Source organism: Neobacillus sp. DFD-2R, from assembly GCF_057747865.1.
Genome location: NZ_CM173228.1, coordinates 3057610 through 3075712, shown reverse-complemented (window position 1 = coordinate 3075712; position 18103 = coordinate 3057610). Strand labels below are relative to the sequence as shown.

Here is an 18103-nt window from a genome sequence, read left to right as displayed (position 1 = left end):
AACCTCAATAAGTCATAAGGTTCAGATTTAATTGTAACAAAAGTACACAAGGAAAATGCACTTGATCTAATTTCTCTGGAATGGCAAGAGCTTTTGATCTTTTACATCAAGTAAATGCATTGCTTGATAAAGAATTTATGCTAGATGGTTACAATGAAATGTATATGTTTATAAAGGAAGGAAGTGCACACTGATGGATTTCGAAATGGTTATGCAGGAATTGGAAGCGCTCGGCAAGGAACGAATTAAAAAGACTTACTTAAGCAATGGTGCACACGAGCCGCTTTTTGGGGTGGCTACAGGCGCAATGAAGCCACTCGCAAAGAAAATCAAGAAAAATCAACCTTTAGCAGAGCAGCTTTATGCCACCGGGAACTACGATGCCATGTATTTTGCCGGCATTATCGCTGACCCAATGACAATGACGGAGGCGGATTTTGAGGGTTGGATAGATGCGGCGTATTTTTATATGCTTTCTGATTATGTGGTTGCAGTAACTTTGGCTGAAACCGATATTGCGCAAGCAGTTGCTGATAAATGGTTCGCAAGCGGGGAAGAACTTAGAATGTCGGCAGGCTGGAGCTGCTACTGCTGGCTTTTGGGTAATCGCCCGGACAGCGAATTTAGTGCAAACAAGATTGCCGGTATGCTTGATCTGGTAGAAAATACGATTCATGATTCTCCTGATCGTACAAAATCCGCTATGAATAATTTTATTTACACAGTCGGGATTTCGTATTTGCCGCTCCATGAAAAGGCGGTTGAAACCGCAAAAGCAGTAGGACCAGTCGAAATCAGGCGGGACAAGAAAAAAAGAAGTATTCTGCTTGCTTCCGAAAATATCCAAAAGGAAATAGATAGAGGGAAGCTTGGTTTCAAACGCAAATATGTCAGGTGTTAGAATCGTTGGAAGTTTACCTACACTAATAAAACGAGAGCTCATAGATCATTTGAAGGTGGCTGACAAGCAAGGATCGACTCGACGTGAACTATTTAGTCTATTGGCAGACGTAGAAGAATTATCTCTTCACGTCCGACTTAACCGATTCAAGCAAGCTTGCCAAGTGGGTCATGGAAAATGATTCAAGGTTGATGAATATTCAAGTAAAGCCAAAAAGTTACAGAAAGTATTGGAGAAATTGAGAATGTTCATTCTTGAATGTCAGCTATCGAAAAATTGAATAGGGGTGTTCCTTGATGACAATTAGTAGAATGAATCCTAAGGTTGATGAATTTTTAATTAAAGCTAAAAAGTGGAAGGAAGAATATGAGAAGTTGAGAAATATCGTTCTTGACTGTGAGCTGACCGAAGAATTTAAGTGGATGCATCCTTGTTACACATTTGAGAAAAAAAACATAGTTTTAATACATGGATTTAAAGAATATTGTGCGCTTCTGTTTCACAAAGGTGCCTTGTTACAGGATCCCCATGGGATTCTAATCCAACAAACGGAGAATGTACAGGCGGCGCGCCAGATTCGGTTCACCAATGTTCAAGAAATAGTTGAAATGGAAACCATCTTGAAAGCCTATATTTATGAAGCCATTGAAGTTGAAAAAGCCGGTTTGGAAGTGAATTTTAAAAAGAATACTGAATTCATAATTCCTGAAGAACTTCAAAATAAATTCGATGAAATCCCTGCCTTGAAAACTGCTTTTGAAGCATTGACGCCGGGACGGCAAAGAGCATACATTCTTTATTTTTCTCAACCCAAACAATCCAAAACACGACAGGCAAGGGTTGAAAAATGTATGCAGCAAATTCTCAATGGAAAGGGATTAAATGATTAGAGGGCATTTATATACTTGATGATAGGAGAATAAAACTAATGCTATTATAGAAAATAAAAAATTGACAGGACACCAATAAGTGTCAAGTAATAAAGACACAATTAGTGTCCTAATTAAAAGGGGGGGTATTTTGAACGATAAAAATCACGAGCGTGATGTTTATATAGCCATCGCTGACCCAACAAGACGTAAATTGCTACGTTTGTTGGCGGATGCAGTAGAGTTACCTCTTCACGAATTAACCGCTCAATTTCAAATGGGTCGTACTGCTGTTTCTAAACATTTGGCTATCCTTAAAGAAGCTGGTCTAGTTGCCGACCGTAAAGTTGGTAGAGAAACAAGGTATCGGCTGAATGCTGTCCCGTTAAGAGAAATTGAGGATTGGGTATCGTTATACAGCAAATTCTGAAAGAGTATTAAATGGGCGAAGAAATTAAAAATATGTTAGAGGAAATGTACGACCAAACCTCTGAACCTGTTTTTTTAGTATTCTAACAGTACTGGTTTAACAAAAAAGACTGTCCACTTGAAGACAGTCTTTTTTTACGATTTTGTCTAGCAAATCTTACGGATTTACTTTTGAGTTAAACGTTTGTTTGCCGTTTTTGTATTCCAGAATAACCGCCGATTTGATCGGGTCATGGTTTTGGTCAAGTGTTACGTTTCCGGAAACGAGCGCAAGATTTTTCGTTTCAGAAAGTGCCTTTTGAATTTTCTGCGGATCGCTTGAGCCGGCACGTTTGATGGCATCCGCGATAAAATAACCGGAATCATATCCGAGTGCGGCAAAAGCGTCAGGCGACTTTCCGCCGTATTTTGCCTGGAAGGCTTTCACAAAGCTTTGAACCTTCGGATCGGAGTCACCGGAAGAGTAGTGATTGGTGATATAGGTGTTATTTAAAGGAGCGGCACCGGCAATATCAACAAGCTTAGGTGAATCCCAGCCATCTCCGCCCATAAATGGAACATTCAAGCCAATTTCACGAGCCTGCTTTAAAATTAGTCCCACTTCTTCATAATATCCAGGCAGGAAAACAAAATCAGGATGCTGGGATTTTATACGGGTAAGCGTAGCATGGAAATCAGTGTCTTTTGCCACATACGCTTCTTCAGAAACAATCGTTCCGCCGTTTTTCTTAAAGGCAGTTTTAAAAGCCTCCGAAAGACCTTTTGAATAGTCACTCGAGCTGTCAATCAGAACAGCGGCATTTTTTACTTTCAAGCTCTTATAAGCAAAGTTGGCAGCAACGGTACCTTGGAATGGGTCAATAAAACACGCACGGAACACATAATCGTTTACTTTGCCACCCTTGACCGTCACAGAAGGATTGGTTGCCGTCGGTGACAATAACGGAATTTTATTATCATCCGCAATTTGAACTTGCGCCAGCGTGTTGGTACTGGTAGCGGAACCGATGATGGCAGATACCTTATCCTGGCTTACCAATTTGATCGTACCGTTTGTGGCTTCAGCCGCATCCGATTTATTGTCGACTTTTACTAACTCCAATTTCTTTCCGTTTACCCCATTTTTATTGATTTCTTCTAATGCCAATTGAAGACCTTCTTCAACTGATTGACCAAACGAAGCCGTTCCGCCAGATAATTCAAGGTTCGCTCCAATTTTAATAGTGGATGAATCGGTGCTATCATTGCCTCTGGCGCTGCTACTCGATGAAGAACTACAGCCAGCCATGACGCCTGCGGCAATCAATAACGATGCCATTATACCTGACATTTTTTTCTTGTTCATGTGTTACCCCCTAGTTTTCTGTTTTTTTTGATTCTTCTGTAAATATTTTATACAATTTAATAGGGGTATGTCTACAAGAAATGGAAACTCTCAAAAATTCCGAGAAACAAATCGAAAACTATTTTATGGGTGCCAAATTGTTTTTAATACATGCATAATATAATTGGAGTCATGAAAGAGTCACAAATTAGTCGATATATTGATGTTACAGGTGATTCTCTAACTATAAAAGGAGATAAAAAGAGTGTTTTAAATAGATTAGGTGCTAAGTTGTTTGAAATTTTCTTTTCTAAAATGATGGTGATAATATACCAGTAAGGAGAGATTAAAAAAGCGCCCCCTAATTGGCGCTTCGGATTGGGACTACCGTATCCCTAATTTCTTATTCATTTTCCTGTTTTGATTCATAATAATCAAGCTATAAAACGTTGTTAACACCACGCTTATTATACCGGTTATTAAGATTATGTTTATTTTATTGGTACTTTCTTTAAACAACATCATCATCCTTTGCCTTTTTATCGTTATTATGCGGTAAAAAAGTTTTTCTATGTAGAAAATAAAGTGAAAAAGATAGATTCTAATTAAACAAAAAACTGAGGGGGATAGTTAATGAATTGGAAATTAAAGAAGTTTAATGAGTTAACAAATACCGAACTTTATAATATTTTGAAAGAAAGGACCTTCGTTTTTGTAGTTGAGCAAAACTGTCCGTATCTGGAGGTTGATGGGAAAGACACACAAGCATATCATCTATTTAAAGAAAATGAGGGGGAAATTCTAGGATATTTAAGAATTTTGCCTTCAGGTGTTTCCTATCCAGAAGCTTCGCTTGGTAGAGTCTTTGTAAAGAAAGAATATAGAGGAGTAGGGTTAGCTGAAGAGCTTTTAAAGAGAGGTATAGATTTTATCCAAAATGAATTAAAAGAGACAACTATTAAGATACAAGCTCAGAACTATTTACAGAGGTTTTATAGCTCCTTTGGTTTCCAAACCGTTTCTAACGTATATTTAGAGGATGATATTCCTCATATCGATATGAGATTACAAATAAAGCATATCGATACCAAGTAATTTCTTTTAATCGCTCATTGTAACAAACCAACAAAAATTAAAAAAGCGATACCATTGATAGTGATTTTCCATGCATAGTTGGAAGCTGGTAAGACTTGGGCACTGTTTAAAAATTGCTCCTCAAAACGGAATATTAATACAAAGGGGATGGCTTATTTAACTTTCCTTAAGCCCATCCCATTATGAATCTCTTGAATACCTTCTTCACAAACTCCATATAAAAGTCAGGAACAAGATTCACACACAATTTGAATATCGGACGGGACGACAAACTTTCGGATGCACAACTCAATGTCCTCCCAATTCAGAATTTGTTCGATTTTAATCCCCATTTTCTTTAAAATTTAAAAAAGGGGTCGATTTTTGAGAAGTTATTGATAATCAGATAAAACTCTCCCTTCCATATATACAACTGGGAGGGAGAGTTTCTACAGTCTATTTGTTACCCCATACACTTTCAGCAATTTTTATCATGTGACTTATTTTATTCCATTGCTCCTCTTCTGTTAATATATTTCCTTCTTCCGTACTGGAGAATCCGCATTGAGGACTTAATGCTAGGTTTTCTAAAGGAATATATTGACTTGCTTCATTTATTCTATCTTTAATCGCGTCCGGATCTTCTAGTTCCGGGAATTTAGATGTAATCAGTCCTAGTACGACTGTTTGGTCATCACGTTTAAAGCTTTTTAATGGTCCAAAATCACCTGAACGTTTATCATCATATTCTAGGAAGAGCCCATCTACATTTAAATTAGCAAATATGGCATCAGATATATAATCGTACCCACCACTTGTAATATAGGTAGACCTGAAGTTTCCACGGCAAATATGCATCGTGATGATCATATCATCGGGTTTCTTAGAAAGGGCATCATTTAAACAACGTACTCTAGTATCGATAATGTCCTGTACTTCCATGTTGAGTCTATCTACAACTGCTTTAATACGTTCTTCCGAAACAAAATCAATCCAGGAAGTATCGTCTAGTTGTAAATAGCGACATCCCGCATTATAGAAAGCTTGAATGGCTTTTTGGTATGCTGTTACTGTATCATTATAGAACTGCTCTCTGTTCCCGTTATAATATTCATCACCCTGAATTCTAGTGAATAACATATTAGGACTTGGAATGGAGAATTTAGCAACTTGACTTCCATCACCATACTTGTCTACTGCCTCTTTTAAGAACTTAAAATGTTCTACCATATAATGATTATCGAAGTCTACTTTATCAACCACTTTAATGGCATTATTTCTTGTTTTAGCACCCTTGAAGTTACTTACATATTCCGTTTCAAATAATTCAACACCTTCTAAACCTGATAAGAAATCTAAGTGCCACCAAGAACGTCTAAACTCGCCATCCGTTATTGATTTAAGTCCCACTTTAATTTGCTTTTGTACAAGCTTCTCAATTTCTTTATCCTCTGTAGACTTGAGGGCATCTTTATCAATTTCCCCATTCACATAAGCCTTTCTTGCTTCTTTAATCGGTTCCGTTCTTAGAAAACTACCTACATGATCGGCCTTAAATGGAGATTTAACGAGTGTTTTTGACATAAATTATTTCCTTCTTTCTTTACTATTTAAAAAACCCTCTTCTCAAATATAAGAAAAGGGGAAGTTATCGTAACTGATTCTCTTCTTATCTTTAAGCAAATCGCTGCTGGAATTGGCATACTAAAATAAGTCTGCTGCCGAGGCTTCAAAGGGCCAGTCCCTCCACCTCTCTGGATAAGATTATTCAAAATATTAAAATTAAACATAATGTATCCCTGTTTTGCTAGTCTGTCAACAGGAATCGAATAAAATGTGAGAATTTTCATAGAAGTGCTTATATTTTTACTTTCAGTATGTAGGACAAATCATATTTTTTCATAAGAAAAAAGTGTATTCCTTGTTATTGTCGAATTATGTCTAATTAAGAAGATTAGATTGGCAAAAGAGAAAATAAAAGAACAGTTTATTGTATATAATCTATTGTGTTATTCCACTAATGGGTGCTTAGATTCAACAGGTAAGATGTTCCGACAGCCTTTTTTTTCTTCCACTAACGACTTGGGAACAATTACTAGAGGATTATTTAGATTTATATTTGATTCATCAACCATTTGGTTATGTATATGGTTCATGGCGTGCTATCATAAGTAGAGTCGAAAAATAGAGGGTGGCGGTTCATTGGAAGGGGCAAACCAAATGTGTGTACCTGGGCCTTGTGGACGGACTTCTCACTTTTTACCTACTTTTAAATAATTTAAAATTATCATATAATAGTAGATATCTTTATCTGTAAATAATTGTATACACTATGATTTGGTTATATTGAGACAGAAAAGGTGTGTATGTTGGTTGCGCCTTAGCTTGGTGTGATGCCTACAACTTTTCTGCAAATTTTAGGGGAAAAGGTTGATAAAAATGAGCAACAGGGAAACTAAAACAGACGTAATTTTAATTGGCGCCGGAATCATGAGTGCGACTTTAGGGACACTCTTGAAAGAATTAGTACCAGAATGGGAAATTACAGTGTTTGAGAAGCTCGCAAACGCAGGAGAGGAAAGCTCTAACGAATGGAATAATGCGGGAACGGGGCATGCGGCACTGTGTGAGCTTAACTACACGGTCGAAAAACCGGATGGAACTGTAGATATTAGTAAAGCGATAAAAATTAATGAACAGTTTCAAGTTTCAATGCAGTTTTGGTCTTATCTTGTAAACAGCAGGATGATACAAAATCCACAGGACTTTATCATGCCATTGCCACATATGAGTTTAGTACAAGGAGAACAAAATGTAACGTTTTTAAAGAAACGTTTTGAAGCGCTGTCGAACAATCCTCTATTCCAAGGGATGGATTTTTCCGACGACCATGATAAACTGACGCAATGGATTCCTCTTATCATGGAAGGCCGTACATTGAATGAACCGATTGCGGCTACAAAGATCGACTCTGGAACGGATGTCAACTTTGGTGCTTTAACACGCATGTTGTTTGACCACTTAAAGTGTAAAAACGTCGAGATAAAATACCAGCATAGTGTTATGAATATGAAACGTACTAGCGACGGCTTGTGGGAATTGAAAGTGCGAAATCTCGATAGCGGTACTGTCGAACGTCATACTGCAAAATTCGTCTTTATCGGAGGCGGGGGAGGTAGCCTGCATTTACTGCAAAAATCCGGTATTCCTGAAGGAAAACATATTGGGGGATTCCCTGTAAGCGGAATATTTATGGTGTGTAATAATCAGGATGTTGTAGCGCAGCACCATGCAAAAGTGTATGGTAAAGCTAAGGTTGGTGCTCCGCCGATGTCTGTTCCGCATCTTGACACAAGATTTATTGAAAATAAAAAATCGTTGCTATTTGGACCATTTGCCGGCTTCTCACCAAAGTTCCTAAAAACTGGTTCTATGTTTGATTTAGTTACTTCCGTAAAACCGAATAATGTCTTAACTATGTTGGCGGCAGGCGCAAAAGAGATGTCACTGACAAAATACCTGATTCAGCAAGTGATGTTATCGAAAGAACAACGCATGGAAGAGTTACGTGAGTTTATCCCGAACGCCAAAAGCGAGGATTGGGATATAGTAGTAGCGGGCCAACGTGTGCAAGTTATCAAAGATACGGAAGCTGGCGGCAAAGGAACGCTTCAATTTGGTACGGAAGTGATTACTGCCGCTGATGGCTCGATTGCAGCATTACTAGGAGCTTCTCCGGGTGCTTCTACTGCCGTTCACGTTATGCTTGAGGTAATCAAAAAATGCTTCCCGCAACAAATGAAAGAGTGGGAACGGAAAATCAAAGAAATGATTCCTTCTTATGGCGTGTCACTAATGGAAAACCCTGAGCTTCTGACCGAAATTCATACTTCAACAGCCGAGACGCTTGGTCTAAGCGAAAAAGAGCCGGTCTTTAGTTAATTCTTTGGATGTAAAAACCAAAGTTTAAGAAATTGAGTAAATAATAGAATATCATTGGAAATAAAACACAGAACCTTTGATCTTTCTTTGGAATGAAGGTTCTCTTTTTTTAAAATTCGCAATAACAAAGGACGCTTTTTTCTTATTGAAAAAACAGAGAATTTTAAGATAAAAAACGCCTTCCTTTTCTAGGATGCTAGAAAAGGATAGCGTTATTCATGTGTTTAGTAATATGATTTTTGCTCAACTACCCGAACGCAATGGAGTAAAAAGCCCTCAACCGTTATTTATAATATCAGCTTATTTTTTCTTCAAATGGCATGTCAACGCTCTTATTTAGATAGCTATGCTTCCTTGAATATATTAGATACACGATTGTTCCCACGGTTATCCAAATTGCAAAGCAAATCCATGTAATACGAGGCAAGTTCAATGATAAATAGATACATAAAAGGGCGCTGATAGCCGGAAGAACAGGTACAAAAGGCACCCGGAATGCGGCTTTTAAATTTGGTTGTTTTTTTCGTAATACAATAACAGCGATAGAAATAAGGGTGAAAGCTGCTAATGTTCCTATGTTTACAAGATGAGCAAGGGTTGTTAAGTCAACAAATCCAGCAATGCCTGCAGCGATAAACCCGGTAAGCCATGTGTTTTTAAACGGCGTATGAAACTTGGGGTGAACACTAGCAAAAACTTTTGGTAATAAACCGTCTCTGCTCATTGCGTAGGTTAACCGGATTTGAGAATACAATAACGCAAGCAGGACAGTCGTTATCCCTAAAATAGCACCAACTGAAATAATACCGGCTATACTATTTTGGCCGACAAAGTTAAGAGCAAACGAAACAGGGTCTCCGACATTCAGTTTAGTATATGGAACCATACCTGTAAGCACAAATGAAACCACAACATACAAGAGGGTACAAATAGCTAATGAAGCAACAATTCCAATCGGCATATTCCGTTGTGGGTGCTTCACTTCTTCTGATGCATTAGCAATGACATCAAAGCCGATATAAGCGAAGAAAACAGTAGCAGCACTAGTAACAACACCATTGAAACCAAACGGCATAAATGGACTCCAGTTTGCCGGCTTTACATATTTAATCCCTACAAAAATAAATAATAAAACGATTCCGATTTTAAGGAAAACAATTACGTTATTAAAACGTGTACTTTCTTTTACACCTTTACTTACAAGAGCTGTGATTAATAAAATAATAATCATAGCAGGTAAGTTAACTGCTCCTCCATGGCCGCTACCCGGTGCAGAGGCGAGGTATGCAGGAACATGAAGATTAAATCCGGCAATTAATGATTGAAAATAAGCTGACCAGCCTGTTGCAACAGCAGCAAGGGCAATGACATATTCAAGCATTAAATCCCAGCCGATTAAAAAGGCTATAAGTTCTCCCAGTGTAGCATACGTATACGTATATACACTCCCCGATACCGGTATGGAAGATGAAAATTCAGCATAACAAAAAGCGGCCAAAGCACAAGCAATACCTGCCAGAATAAATGAAAGAATAATAGCCGGGCCTGCGCTTTGGGCAGCAATTACGCCTGTTATAACGAAAATACCAGTTCCAATGATACAGCCTACTCCAAGAAGGATTAAATCCAGCAGGCTTAGCGCCCGTTTAAGCTCTTTATTTTGGCTTTGAGCTATTAAATCGGTTATAGGCTTTTTTCTAAAGATTTTGTCCATTTGATGTCCTCCTGTTTCTAAGTTGAGATTCTAATTTATATCTAAATAAAATCAATTTCATAATAGAAATCAGTGCAATAAAAGAATGTAAATAATTTCACATATTTAGCAGGCTTGATTTTGACTGTATTTACTTTTATTTCTAAACAAATTACTTATGAAATGAAATTGACTGCTATAAGGTTGATCCTGCTACTTCTATAAAGTACGCTCCTTAATTTATTTACCTTATCAAGTACAGGTTCAAATAAGGATACAGAATACAAAGAAAAAATTAAGTTGATGGTATTTGGTGAATTTTCCGACTATTTAAATCTTAATTTTATTCCGAAACTCATTATAGCATGGTTAAATAAATTAAAAAAGAAAAATGTTCGCGAATCGAACACAAAAAAATTTTTTTATATAAATTTATCTTGTAAACGTTTAACTAAATACGCGATTTGCGCATTAATGGTGTATTTTCAATAAGATATCCCTTCAGGACAAGAGGATTACAGCGGTGGTCCTTTTTTTGCTGTACTACCGAAACAATTTAGTTAAAGAAAATGAAATAGCATAGCAGATGAAAAAGAAAGCAAACTAAAATCGTGGGTGCCGATAACGAATAAACATGAATAATACTGCTCCGATATCTAAATATGGAGTATTTATAATAGTGGGCATCCTTGATGGAATGACTAAATGAAACGACAAGGGTGGTGAAAAAATGGGTAAAAGTAAGAATAACCAATTGAAGAATAATAAAAATGCACTACCAACAAAAGGGGATGCAGAAATCGCGGGAGAAAATGGACTTGAAAAAGTAGCATTAAGAGCTCAAAAAAGTCAAAATAAGTAATTAAAATGGGACAGTAATCTGTCCTCAGGCTGTCGAAAAACCCTCGGCAGCCAATTATTTTATTCAATTACTTTAACAATCCACCGCGTTAAATTGTTATAATATTATTAGTATATATAATATTATTAGTATATCAGTTTCAACATGTCTGTTGATTGGCGCTCAGGCACATCGCTTTCCGCGGGCGTGACGGGAAGCCTCCTCGTCGCTTCGATCTTGCGGGGTCTCCCCTGCCCCGTACTCCCGCAGGAGTCTTCGTGCCTTCCGCGCCAATCAACAGAGTGTTTTCAATACAGACCTTCAGTTCAACTAATAAATAAAAAAATAAGTGGAGAATTCAATGTTTAAGCCAAAAAAGTCTAGCCAAAGTGAATATGAATTTGTTTCTATTGATGAATTGGTACCTGATGACCATCTTCTCCGTTTGATTGATAAATATATTAATTTTTCGTTTCTTCTTGAAAAGGTCCGTCCTTATTACAGCGATGATAATGGGCGCCCTACTGATCCTCTTATTCTTTTTAAAATGATGTTTATTGGTTATATTTACGGCATTCGTTCTGAACGTCAACTAGAAAGGGAAATTAGAACAAACGTTGCCTACCGCTGGTTTTTAGGTCTAAAATTCAAGGATCCAGTACCTCATCACTCTACGATTAGCTGGAATCGTCAACACCGTTTTAAGGAAACAAATATTTTTCAGGAGATTTTTGATGAGATTGTTCTTCTTGCAATGAATCACAAGATGGTGGTCGGTCGTGTTTTAGTTAGAAAAAGTGTGTTGCAATACTTTAGGTTGATTTGCCTCCCTGTTGATTGGAGCGGAGGGCACTCGACTCCTGCGGGATAGAGAGGTCACTGGAGACCCCGCAGGCGCCAAAAGCGCCGAGGAGGCTCCAGGACCTCCCCGCGGAAAGCGAGTGTCCGGAGCGGAAATCAACAGGCACATTAACAGGGAGAATCAATAAATTTGGTATTTAGATTCTGACAAAATAAAAAATTGCAGAGAAAAATACCCTTTCTCGACAATCTGGGGACAGTAATCTGTCCTCTTTTCCCTCAAAATTAAGCTGATGTTTTTTTAGGGTTATTCAAGTAGATCGTCTTTAGGCGGTCTATTTATTTTGCGTGCCAAGTAAGCGGTTCTGCTAATTGGTGAAAGTCCAATCTGAGTAAGTGCCAAGACGCTCAGTAGGACAGTCGATTTTGCCGTTATATAAGAACTATCATTCTATATGTGTTTTGGGAAAAATAACAAAGCAGTCATCAAAAAAGATGAAGGAGTGATGTTTATCTTATTTACAGTGTACTTTAAAGAAAAAACAAAAGTCGACAAATTTATGATAACTTTAAAGTATAATATGGAATAAGTACTAATATAATTAGGTTCTTTCTTAAAGTATAGATGTTTGAATGGTACAGTCATGAACATGATTATCGTCCTTATATTGCAGGATTCGGATTTAGAACAGAATATGAAAGGTAACGAAGATGAGTATAATAAAGGATTTTTTGCTGCAACTAACGCTTATGGTAATACCCATATTTATTTACTTTACATTTATTACGGAGAGGGTAAAGAGTGATAAAAATAGAGACGTAATAATGTCCATTTTGTGGGGAATATCAATCTTATTTTGCATGTCCTTTCCAGTGAGTTTTGGTCAAAATGCTCGTTTGGAGTTAAGAATTATTCCTCTATTATTGGGGAGCTTATACGGCGGATTTTGGCCTAGCATCTTCCTATCAGCCCTTATCATACTTTATCGACTTTATTTTGGAATCAGTATAGGATTTTATAATACTGTTCTTGTCTTATTTTTATCACTTCCTGCTATATTGTTTTTTCAAAAATCGTTTGCAAGTTCGAAAAAAGATAAAAGGGTTAAAATTGCGGTGGGTCTTTCCTTTTACTACTGTTTTATTGGTCTTACTTTATTTGGTATTCTAAGAGGTTTTTCCATAGAGTATCTTAAAGTACAGATTATTCATCTTATCTTTGTAGTGGTAGTTACTTGGTTCTTCATTATGTTAAATGAAACGATCAGGGAGATTCACCAGCTACGATCAGAGATGCAAAACTCAGAGAAATTACGAGTTATAAGTGAGTTAACAAGTGTTTTCGCTCATGAAATTAGAAATCCGATGCAAGTTACTCGTGGCTTTCTGCAACTTCTAGATGAGCCTGATTTGCCTAATAAGAAGAAGGAATATATCCAAATATCCATTGAAGAATTAGATCGTGCAAATGAAATTATTAATGATTTTTTATCTTTTGGAAAACCTTCAATAAATAACAACGAAAGAATCGACATAGGTTATCAATTACAACGTGTAGTAAATATCATTCAAAGTTACACCCTGAACCATAATGTTGAGATTAAAACTGATATTCTTGATAACTGTTGGATTTATGCTAATTCTCAAAAATTAAACCAGTCTTTGATTAATATTTTGAAAAATGCGATAGAGTCTATGCCGAACGGTGGAATTGTTTGGATTACATGTACTTCAACTGATGATGGATATATAAAGATTAACATTAAGGACCAAGGAATTGGTATGACAAAAAAGCAAATTGACAGGCTTGGATCTCCGTTTTATTCTTTAAAGGAAAGTGGAACAGGACTAGGAATGATGGTAAGTTTTCAAATTGTCCGTTCTTTCAAAGGGAAAATACAAGTGAACAGTGAAAAAGATGTGGGGACAGAATTTATTATTTTTTTACCCCAGATAACCTAAAGCGAAAGAGCATATGCCTAACATCCAAATAATGATATCTTTGATATATTTACTTAAAACATTACTGTAATACTGCAAAAAGCAGGACAGGAAGAAACTTCTTAGGACTAAAACGGGTGCGATTCTTCATTAACGAAGGATCGCTTTTTCCTTATTTTTCTGGGTTTCCTTAAAAATGGACGATTCTTTTTTAACGTGAAATTGCTCTTTTAAAAAGTGCCCTAAATTTCTCCCTAGCTTCTGCTGTAAATGGTTTTGGCCCCTTTGTACGCTTTCCGCTTTTTCGAGCCATTGCACTCAAATAACGTGTTTGTAATAATTGGTCAATGTTTTCATTTGTATAGCTGTACCCGGTATGGTGAAGAACCGTACATCCTTTTGCTAATCCTAGCGAAGCAAGACCATAATCTTGGGTAACGATTATATCTCCTTTTTCAGCTAACTTCATAATCCGATAATCCGCAGCATCTGCTCCGGAATCAACATATATCGTTTCCACTCCTGATGGTTGTTCCGCATTAGAAAAATGAGAAAAGCTAGTAACAAGGATAACCGGAATTTCAGCATTCGTACCTTCAGAGATAATAATATCTTTTACCGGACAAGCATCTGCATCAACATAAATTTTCATCTTTATCACTCCCGTAAATAAGTTCGAGTTGATGATAATAGCAGATTTAGCTTTTGTCAAACGAAGCTGTTTTACCTAAAATCATAAAAAAAACAGTTAATCTATTTAAGAGCGCTTTTCTTTAATAAGAAGGCATCTTATCTTTATAATCCGGATTCTGGAACCATCACATTTAAGGGATTGGATTAATGGTAAATATTATTGCCTAGAAGGTATCTGCTCCCTTTGTAAAGAATTATTAGATAAGATCAAAATTTTTTTAATTGGGAGTGGTTCACTATGTTAGCTTTAGCTCTACAAGGTATTGGGGGAATGAACTCATTTGCGGCCGGGGCACTTCAAACGCTTCGAAAAGAGGGGGTTAAGCCAGATTTGATTTCAGCTACCAGCGGTGCTATATTGTCAGCTTATTATTTTTTGCAAAAAGACCCTAATGCTATTGAAAAACATTATGAAGAGTATTTTAGATCCGAAGAAAATGGAATCCCCACTTTTTTCAAATTCATGCAATACGCATACTTGGGCATTCCGAATAAATTTTCTCCTAATTACCTAAACATTTTTGAAAGATTGCGTGACAATTGGCCTTTCTTGAAATTGGAGGAATGGATTAACTTCTGCTTCCCAAACAAAATTTACAAATCTGAATTTCCTCAACAATTTTTTGATGATATCGCCAATTTTTTTTCCACCAATGATGAAGTGGGAATTATTATGAATGCCTATAATGTTAATAACGATCAGGCCGTTTTGTATGTGAATGAACGTGCTCTAAATACAGTGGAATTAAAGAAGAGGGGAAATTATGAGGTTAAACCTATAACTCCGGATGGTGTGAGAGCATGTTTGCAGCTGCTGCAATATGGAGACTTTAAAGGGGAATATGATGGAGCATATCAATATAATCCGGTTTTGTTTCCGTTGGTAGTAGCCGACGAGATTATTTTGGTGACAGTAGCGCCACTGGGTAAATCTTTGGACCCAATCGATAACTTCTTTGATATCGAAGACTTTAAATTGAAGATGTTATTTAAAAATGCCCTTTTTGCAGAGCTTAATGATATTTCTCGGATTAATAAACTTATTGGACACGGAAATAAGCTGGTTCGTCCAGAATCAGAAAATAAACCGTATAAAGAGTACAAGCCGATTAAAGTGCAAACCATTCAGCCTACAATTCATCGTGGGTTCTTTGAATATTTTGTGGAAACCCGTGAATTTTACCAGAATGGTGTGTCTCAAGCGAAAAAGTTTATTGATGATAGTCTAATAAGTAGACACAGATAGAACGTGGAAAAATCCCTACTATCAATGTTTTAAAGGGCGATACTTTTGTCCTTGAGTTCCCGTTTATAAACGGGGGCTTGAATTAATTTTGGGTTTACAGGAGCAACTCTCTTTTTACATAAAATTTTGGGGGGCTAATAAATTGTTTATAAGGACATTTATTTAAGCCAAGACGAGAAAAGAAGCAGAAGACCACCTAAATAATGTTTTTGAATTGACATTAACTGTAAACTGTTGTATATTAATTTTAATAAAATATTTCCTTTTAAAGGGGAGTAGCTGCTACAATAAAGTCGTCATTCCGAGGATGTATTTCTCCGGCTTTATTGGCAACACTTATGTTGTTAGCAAGACCTTTACTGAACGGTAATGGTCTATTTATATTTTTATGGGCCTTTACCGCTATCGGTAAAGGCCTTTTTTGTTGTCCAAAGGGTCATGGTTTTTAAAAAAATAACTATTTTAGAGGAGGAATTGAAATGGAATTTACTGTTTTGCTGGAGTATGGATGGGTTTTAGTGCTCCTGGTGTTATTAGAAGGACTTTTAGCAGCCGATAATGCCTTAGTACTGGCAATTATGGTAAAACATCTTCCTGAGGAAGATAGAAAAAAGGCATTATTTTATGGATTAGCCGGTGCATTTGTGTTTCGCTTTGCTTCCTTGTTTGTAATTTCATTCCTTGTAGATGTGTGGCAGGTACAAGCGATAGGAGCCATTTATCTCCTGTTTATGGCAGGGAATCATATTTTCCGGAAAGTAGTTAAAGGAAATGTTAAGGAAAACGTGAAAAAAGAAGTTTGTAAAAGCGGCTTTTGGACGACAGTCTTGAAGGTAGAATTAGCTGATATTGCATTTGCAGTAGACTCAATCCTTGCTGCTGTAGCAATGGCAGTTGTACTCCCAGATACCTCACTTCCTAATGTTGGTGGTCTAGATGGGGGAAAATTCCTAGTTATTTTTGCCGGTGGATTAATTGGATTAGTAATTATGCGATTTGCTGCAAACAAGTTTGTACAGCTTTTAGAGAGAAGACCCGGCTTGGAGATTGCAGCATTTATCATCGTAGGATGGGTTGGCGTAAAACTTGTTGTTTACACTCTGTCACATTCAGCACTTTCCGTTTTAAGTGATGGGTTTGCTAAATCGACTGAGTGGAAAGTTGGTTTCTATGTTGTATTAGTTGCAATTGCAACAGCCGGATGGTTTTTCTCAAAAGATAAAGAAGAAGATATTGCGAAAAAAGAGCACGAGGTGTCATAACCACACTTCAGCAAATTGTACTTCAGGGGAAATTCAATAGAAAAAGCATATTTATTGGGAAACTGACCTTAAATATTCAAAATCTAGTATTCCTATTCATCGAGTTTTACTTACTAAACCTAAACAAGGGGTTGCAGTGCAATCCCTTGTTTATATTCACTAACTACAGGTTAGTTTAATATGTAATTGATATGTTTAGGTTGTTGAATAAGTCTGTGACTTCCTTAAAAAGGAGTTTTTTTATTATATTTGGATACTTTAAAAAAGTATGTACTAATTCAAGTCGAGGTGAAATTCACATATGGCTTCAACGAGGCACTAAGTTTTAAATTTATTTATAATACTGATACCCTGGTTCTCGTTGTTATTTATAGGTAAGCGTAATATCAAACGTTATTCTTTAGCGGGTGTTTTTATAGTTATTTTTGAAATTATAAATCATTTGAATGGACATAAGAGGAAGTGGTGGAAGTTTTACGATAAACCAAAATCATTTATAAGAGATGAACTTCCTTTTGATATTGGTCCTTACATGCCTCTTTCTCTGTGGATACTTAAATTTTCGTATGGAAACTTTAAAAAGTTTGTGTTACTTAATGTTTTTGCTAATGGATTCTTTGCTTTTCTCTTTATTCCTGTTCTTAAAAAATTTAAAATTGTTCGTTTAAATCGGTTAAACTATTTTCAATTCTTTATATATATACACTACAAAGCGTATATATTGTATGGATTCCAGTATTTTTTTGAAAAAGTGAAAGGTTATAACGGTGTACTTGATAAGTGAAGTTAAAAAGTTATCCAACTACTGAGTGCATTACGGTTACTGTTAAAGAAGTTTTAGAAGAAAGACGAAATGTAGGAGCGAAAGTATGGATAAAAACAAAGGGAAAACACCAAATGTATCAGGAAGTTTTCAAATCATTGAAGATAACCGAAAAGAAACTATTGAGGAATTGAGAAAAGAGAACAAATTAGATGAAGAAACGGAATACTATGCACGAATTTTTATGGAAGATTAGGCGTTTCTTTCAACTAATAATGTGTAATATTTGAAGAGCTGGCTGTAATGCCGGCTTTTTGTTTATAT

Annotated in this window: 15 protein-coding genes, 2 pseudogenes and 1 riboswitch; of the genes and pseudogenes, 13 read left to right on the top strand and 4 right to left on the bottom strand. The window is 36.5% G+C overall.

Annotated elements, in window-relative coordinates; all coding sequences use genetic code 11:
• Positions 1–193: 193 nt before the first annotated feature.
• The 3 genes from AC3ANV_RS15470 (at position 194) to AC3ANV_RS15460 (ending at position 2200) form a co-directional block, all read left to right on the top strand.
• A complete protein-coding gene (locus AC3ANV_RS15470) occupies positions 194–901 on the top strand; it encodes a DNA alkylation repair protein (RefSeq protein WP_488309606.1) in 708 nt (235 codons plus the stop codon).
• A gap of 296 nt (positions 902–1197) precedes the next feature.
• Complete coding sequence (locus AC3ANV_RS15465; protein ID WP_488309605.1) at positions 1198–1791, top strand: YdeI/OmpD-associated family protein; 594 nt, start codon at positions 1198–1200, stop codon at positions 1789–1791.
• Between the two features lie 130 nt (positions 1792–1921).
• Entirely contained in the window at positions 1922–2200 is a 279-nt protein-coding gene (locus tag AC3ANV_RS15460; RefSeq protein ID WP_488314244.1) for an ArsR/SmtB family transcription factor, read from the top strand.
• Positions 2201–2356: 156 nt separating this feature from the next.
• Here the strand turns inward: AC3ANV_RS15460 and AC3ANV_RS15455 are convergent, their stop codons facing one another.
• The gene (locus AC3ANV_RS15455) at positions 2357–3544 is read right to left on the bottom strand and encodes an ABC transporter substrate-binding protein (RefSeq protein WP_488309604.1); all 1188 of its coding nucleotides are present in this window, start codon (positions 3542–3544) and stop codon (positions 2357–2359) included.
• Positions 3545–4156: 612 nt separating this feature from the next.
• Here AC3ANV_RS15455 and AC3ANV_RS15450 point away from each other — a divergent pair.
• Positions 4157–4618 (top strand): GNAT family N-acetyltransferase, encoded by a 462-nt coding sequence (locus AC3ANV_RS15450; protein WP_488309603.1) that lies wholly within the window; start codon positions 4157–4159, stop codon positions 4616–4618.
• Between the two features lie 435 nt (positions 4619–5053).
• Here the strand turns inward: AC3ANV_RS15450 and AC3ANV_RS15445 are convergent, their stop codons facing one another.
• Entirely contained in the window at positions 5054–6181 is a 1128-nt protein-coding gene (locus tag AC3ANV_RS15445; RefSeq protein ID WP_488309602.1) for a 5-methyltetrahydropteroyltriglutamate--homocysteine S-methyltransferase, read from the bottom strand.
• An 82-nt stretch (positions 6182–6263) separates the two neighbouring features.
• Positions 6264–6362, bottom strand: a riboswitch (SAM riboswitch).
• Positions 6363–6683: 321 nt separating this feature from the next.
• On the opposite strand from AC3ANV_RS15445, the pseudogene AC3ANV_RS15440 reads away from it, so the two are divergent.
• Positions 6684–6764: pseudogene (locus AC3ANV_RS15440) on the top strand (aldo/keto reductase); the annotation flags it as partial.
• 272 nt (positions 6765–7036) lie between these two features.
• The gene (locus AC3ANV_RS15435; protein WP_488314243.1) at positions 7037–8539 is read left to right on the top strand and encodes a malate:quinone oxidoreductase; all 1503 of its coding nucleotides are present in this window, start codon (positions 7037–7039) and stop codon (positions 8537–8539) included.
• Positions 8540–8834: 295 nt separating this feature from the next.
• Here AC3ANV_RS15435 and bcaP read toward each other — a convergent pair whose 3' ends face one another.
• The gene (gene bcaP / locus AC3ANV_RS15430) at positions 8835–10253 is read right to left on the bottom strand and encodes a branched-chain amino acid transporter BcaP (RefSeq protein WP_488309601.1); all 1419 of its coding nucleotides are present in this window, start codon (positions 10251–10253) and stop codon (positions 8835–8837) included.
• Between the two features lie 709 nt (positions 10254–10962).
• Here bcaP and AC3ANV_RS15425 point away from each other — a divergent pair.
• The 3 genes and pseudogenes from AC3ANV_RS15425 (at position 10963) to AC3ANV_RS15415 (ending at position 13836) form a co-directional block, all read left to right on the top strand.
• Positions 10963–11094 carry a hypothetical protein gene (locus AC3ANV_RS15425; RefSeq protein ID WP_488309600.1) on the top strand — a complete coding sequence of 44 codons (132 nt, stop codon included), beginning with the start codon at positions 10963–10965 and terminating at the stop codon, positions 11092–11094.
• A 340-nt stretch (positions 11095–11434) separates the two neighbouring features.
• A pseudogene (locus tag AC3ANV_RS15420) lies at positions 11435–11872 on the top strand (transposase); the annotation flags it as partial.
• 827 nt (positions 11873–12699) lie between these two features.
• On the top strand, positions 12700–13836 hold the full coding sequence (locus AC3ANV_RS15415) for an ATP-binding protein (protein ID WP_488309599.1): 1137 nt from the start codon (positions 12700–12702) through the stop codon (positions 13834–13836).
• Between the two features lie 190 nt (positions 13837–14026).
• On the opposite strand, the gene AC3ANV_RS15410 is transcribed toward AC3ANV_RS15415, so the two are convergent.
• Positions 14027–14467 (bottom strand): YaiI/YqxD family protein, encoded by a 441-nt coding sequence (locus AC3ANV_RS15410; RefSeq protein WP_488309598.1) that lies wholly within the window; start codon positions 14465–14467, stop codon positions 14027–14029.
• A gap of 279 nt (positions 14468–14746) precedes the next feature.
• On the opposite strand from AC3ANV_RS15410, the gene AC3ANV_RS15405 reads away from it, so the two are divergent.
• From AC3ANV_RS15405 to AC3ANV_RS15390, 4 genes are all read left to right on the top strand, one after another.
• A complete protein-coding gene (locus tag AC3ANV_RS15405; RefSeq protein WP_488309597.1) occupies positions 14747–15754 on the top strand; it encodes a patatin-like phospholipase family protein in 1008 nt (335 codons plus the stop codon).
• 479 nt (positions 15755–16233) lie between these two features.
• The gene (locus tag AC3ANV_RS15400) at positions 16234–17016 is read left to right on the top strand and encodes a TerC family protein (protein ID WP_488309596.1); all 783 of its coding nucleotides are present in this window, start codon (positions 16234–16236) and stop codon (positions 17014–17016) included.
• A 343-nt stretch (positions 17017–17359) separates the two neighbouring features.
• Positions 17360–17800: a hypothetical protein gene (locus tag AC3ANV_RS15395; protein ID WP_488314242.1), complete on the top strand. Its 441-nt coding sequence runs from the start codon at positions 17360–17362 to the stop codon at positions 17798–17800.
• 85 nt (positions 17801–17885) lie between these two features.
• Entirely contained in the window at positions 17886–18035 is a 150-nt protein-coding gene (locus AC3ANV_RS15390; protein ID WP_488309595.1) for a hypothetical protein, read from the top strand.
• The last annotated feature ends 68 nt before the right edge of the window (positions 18036–18103 follow it).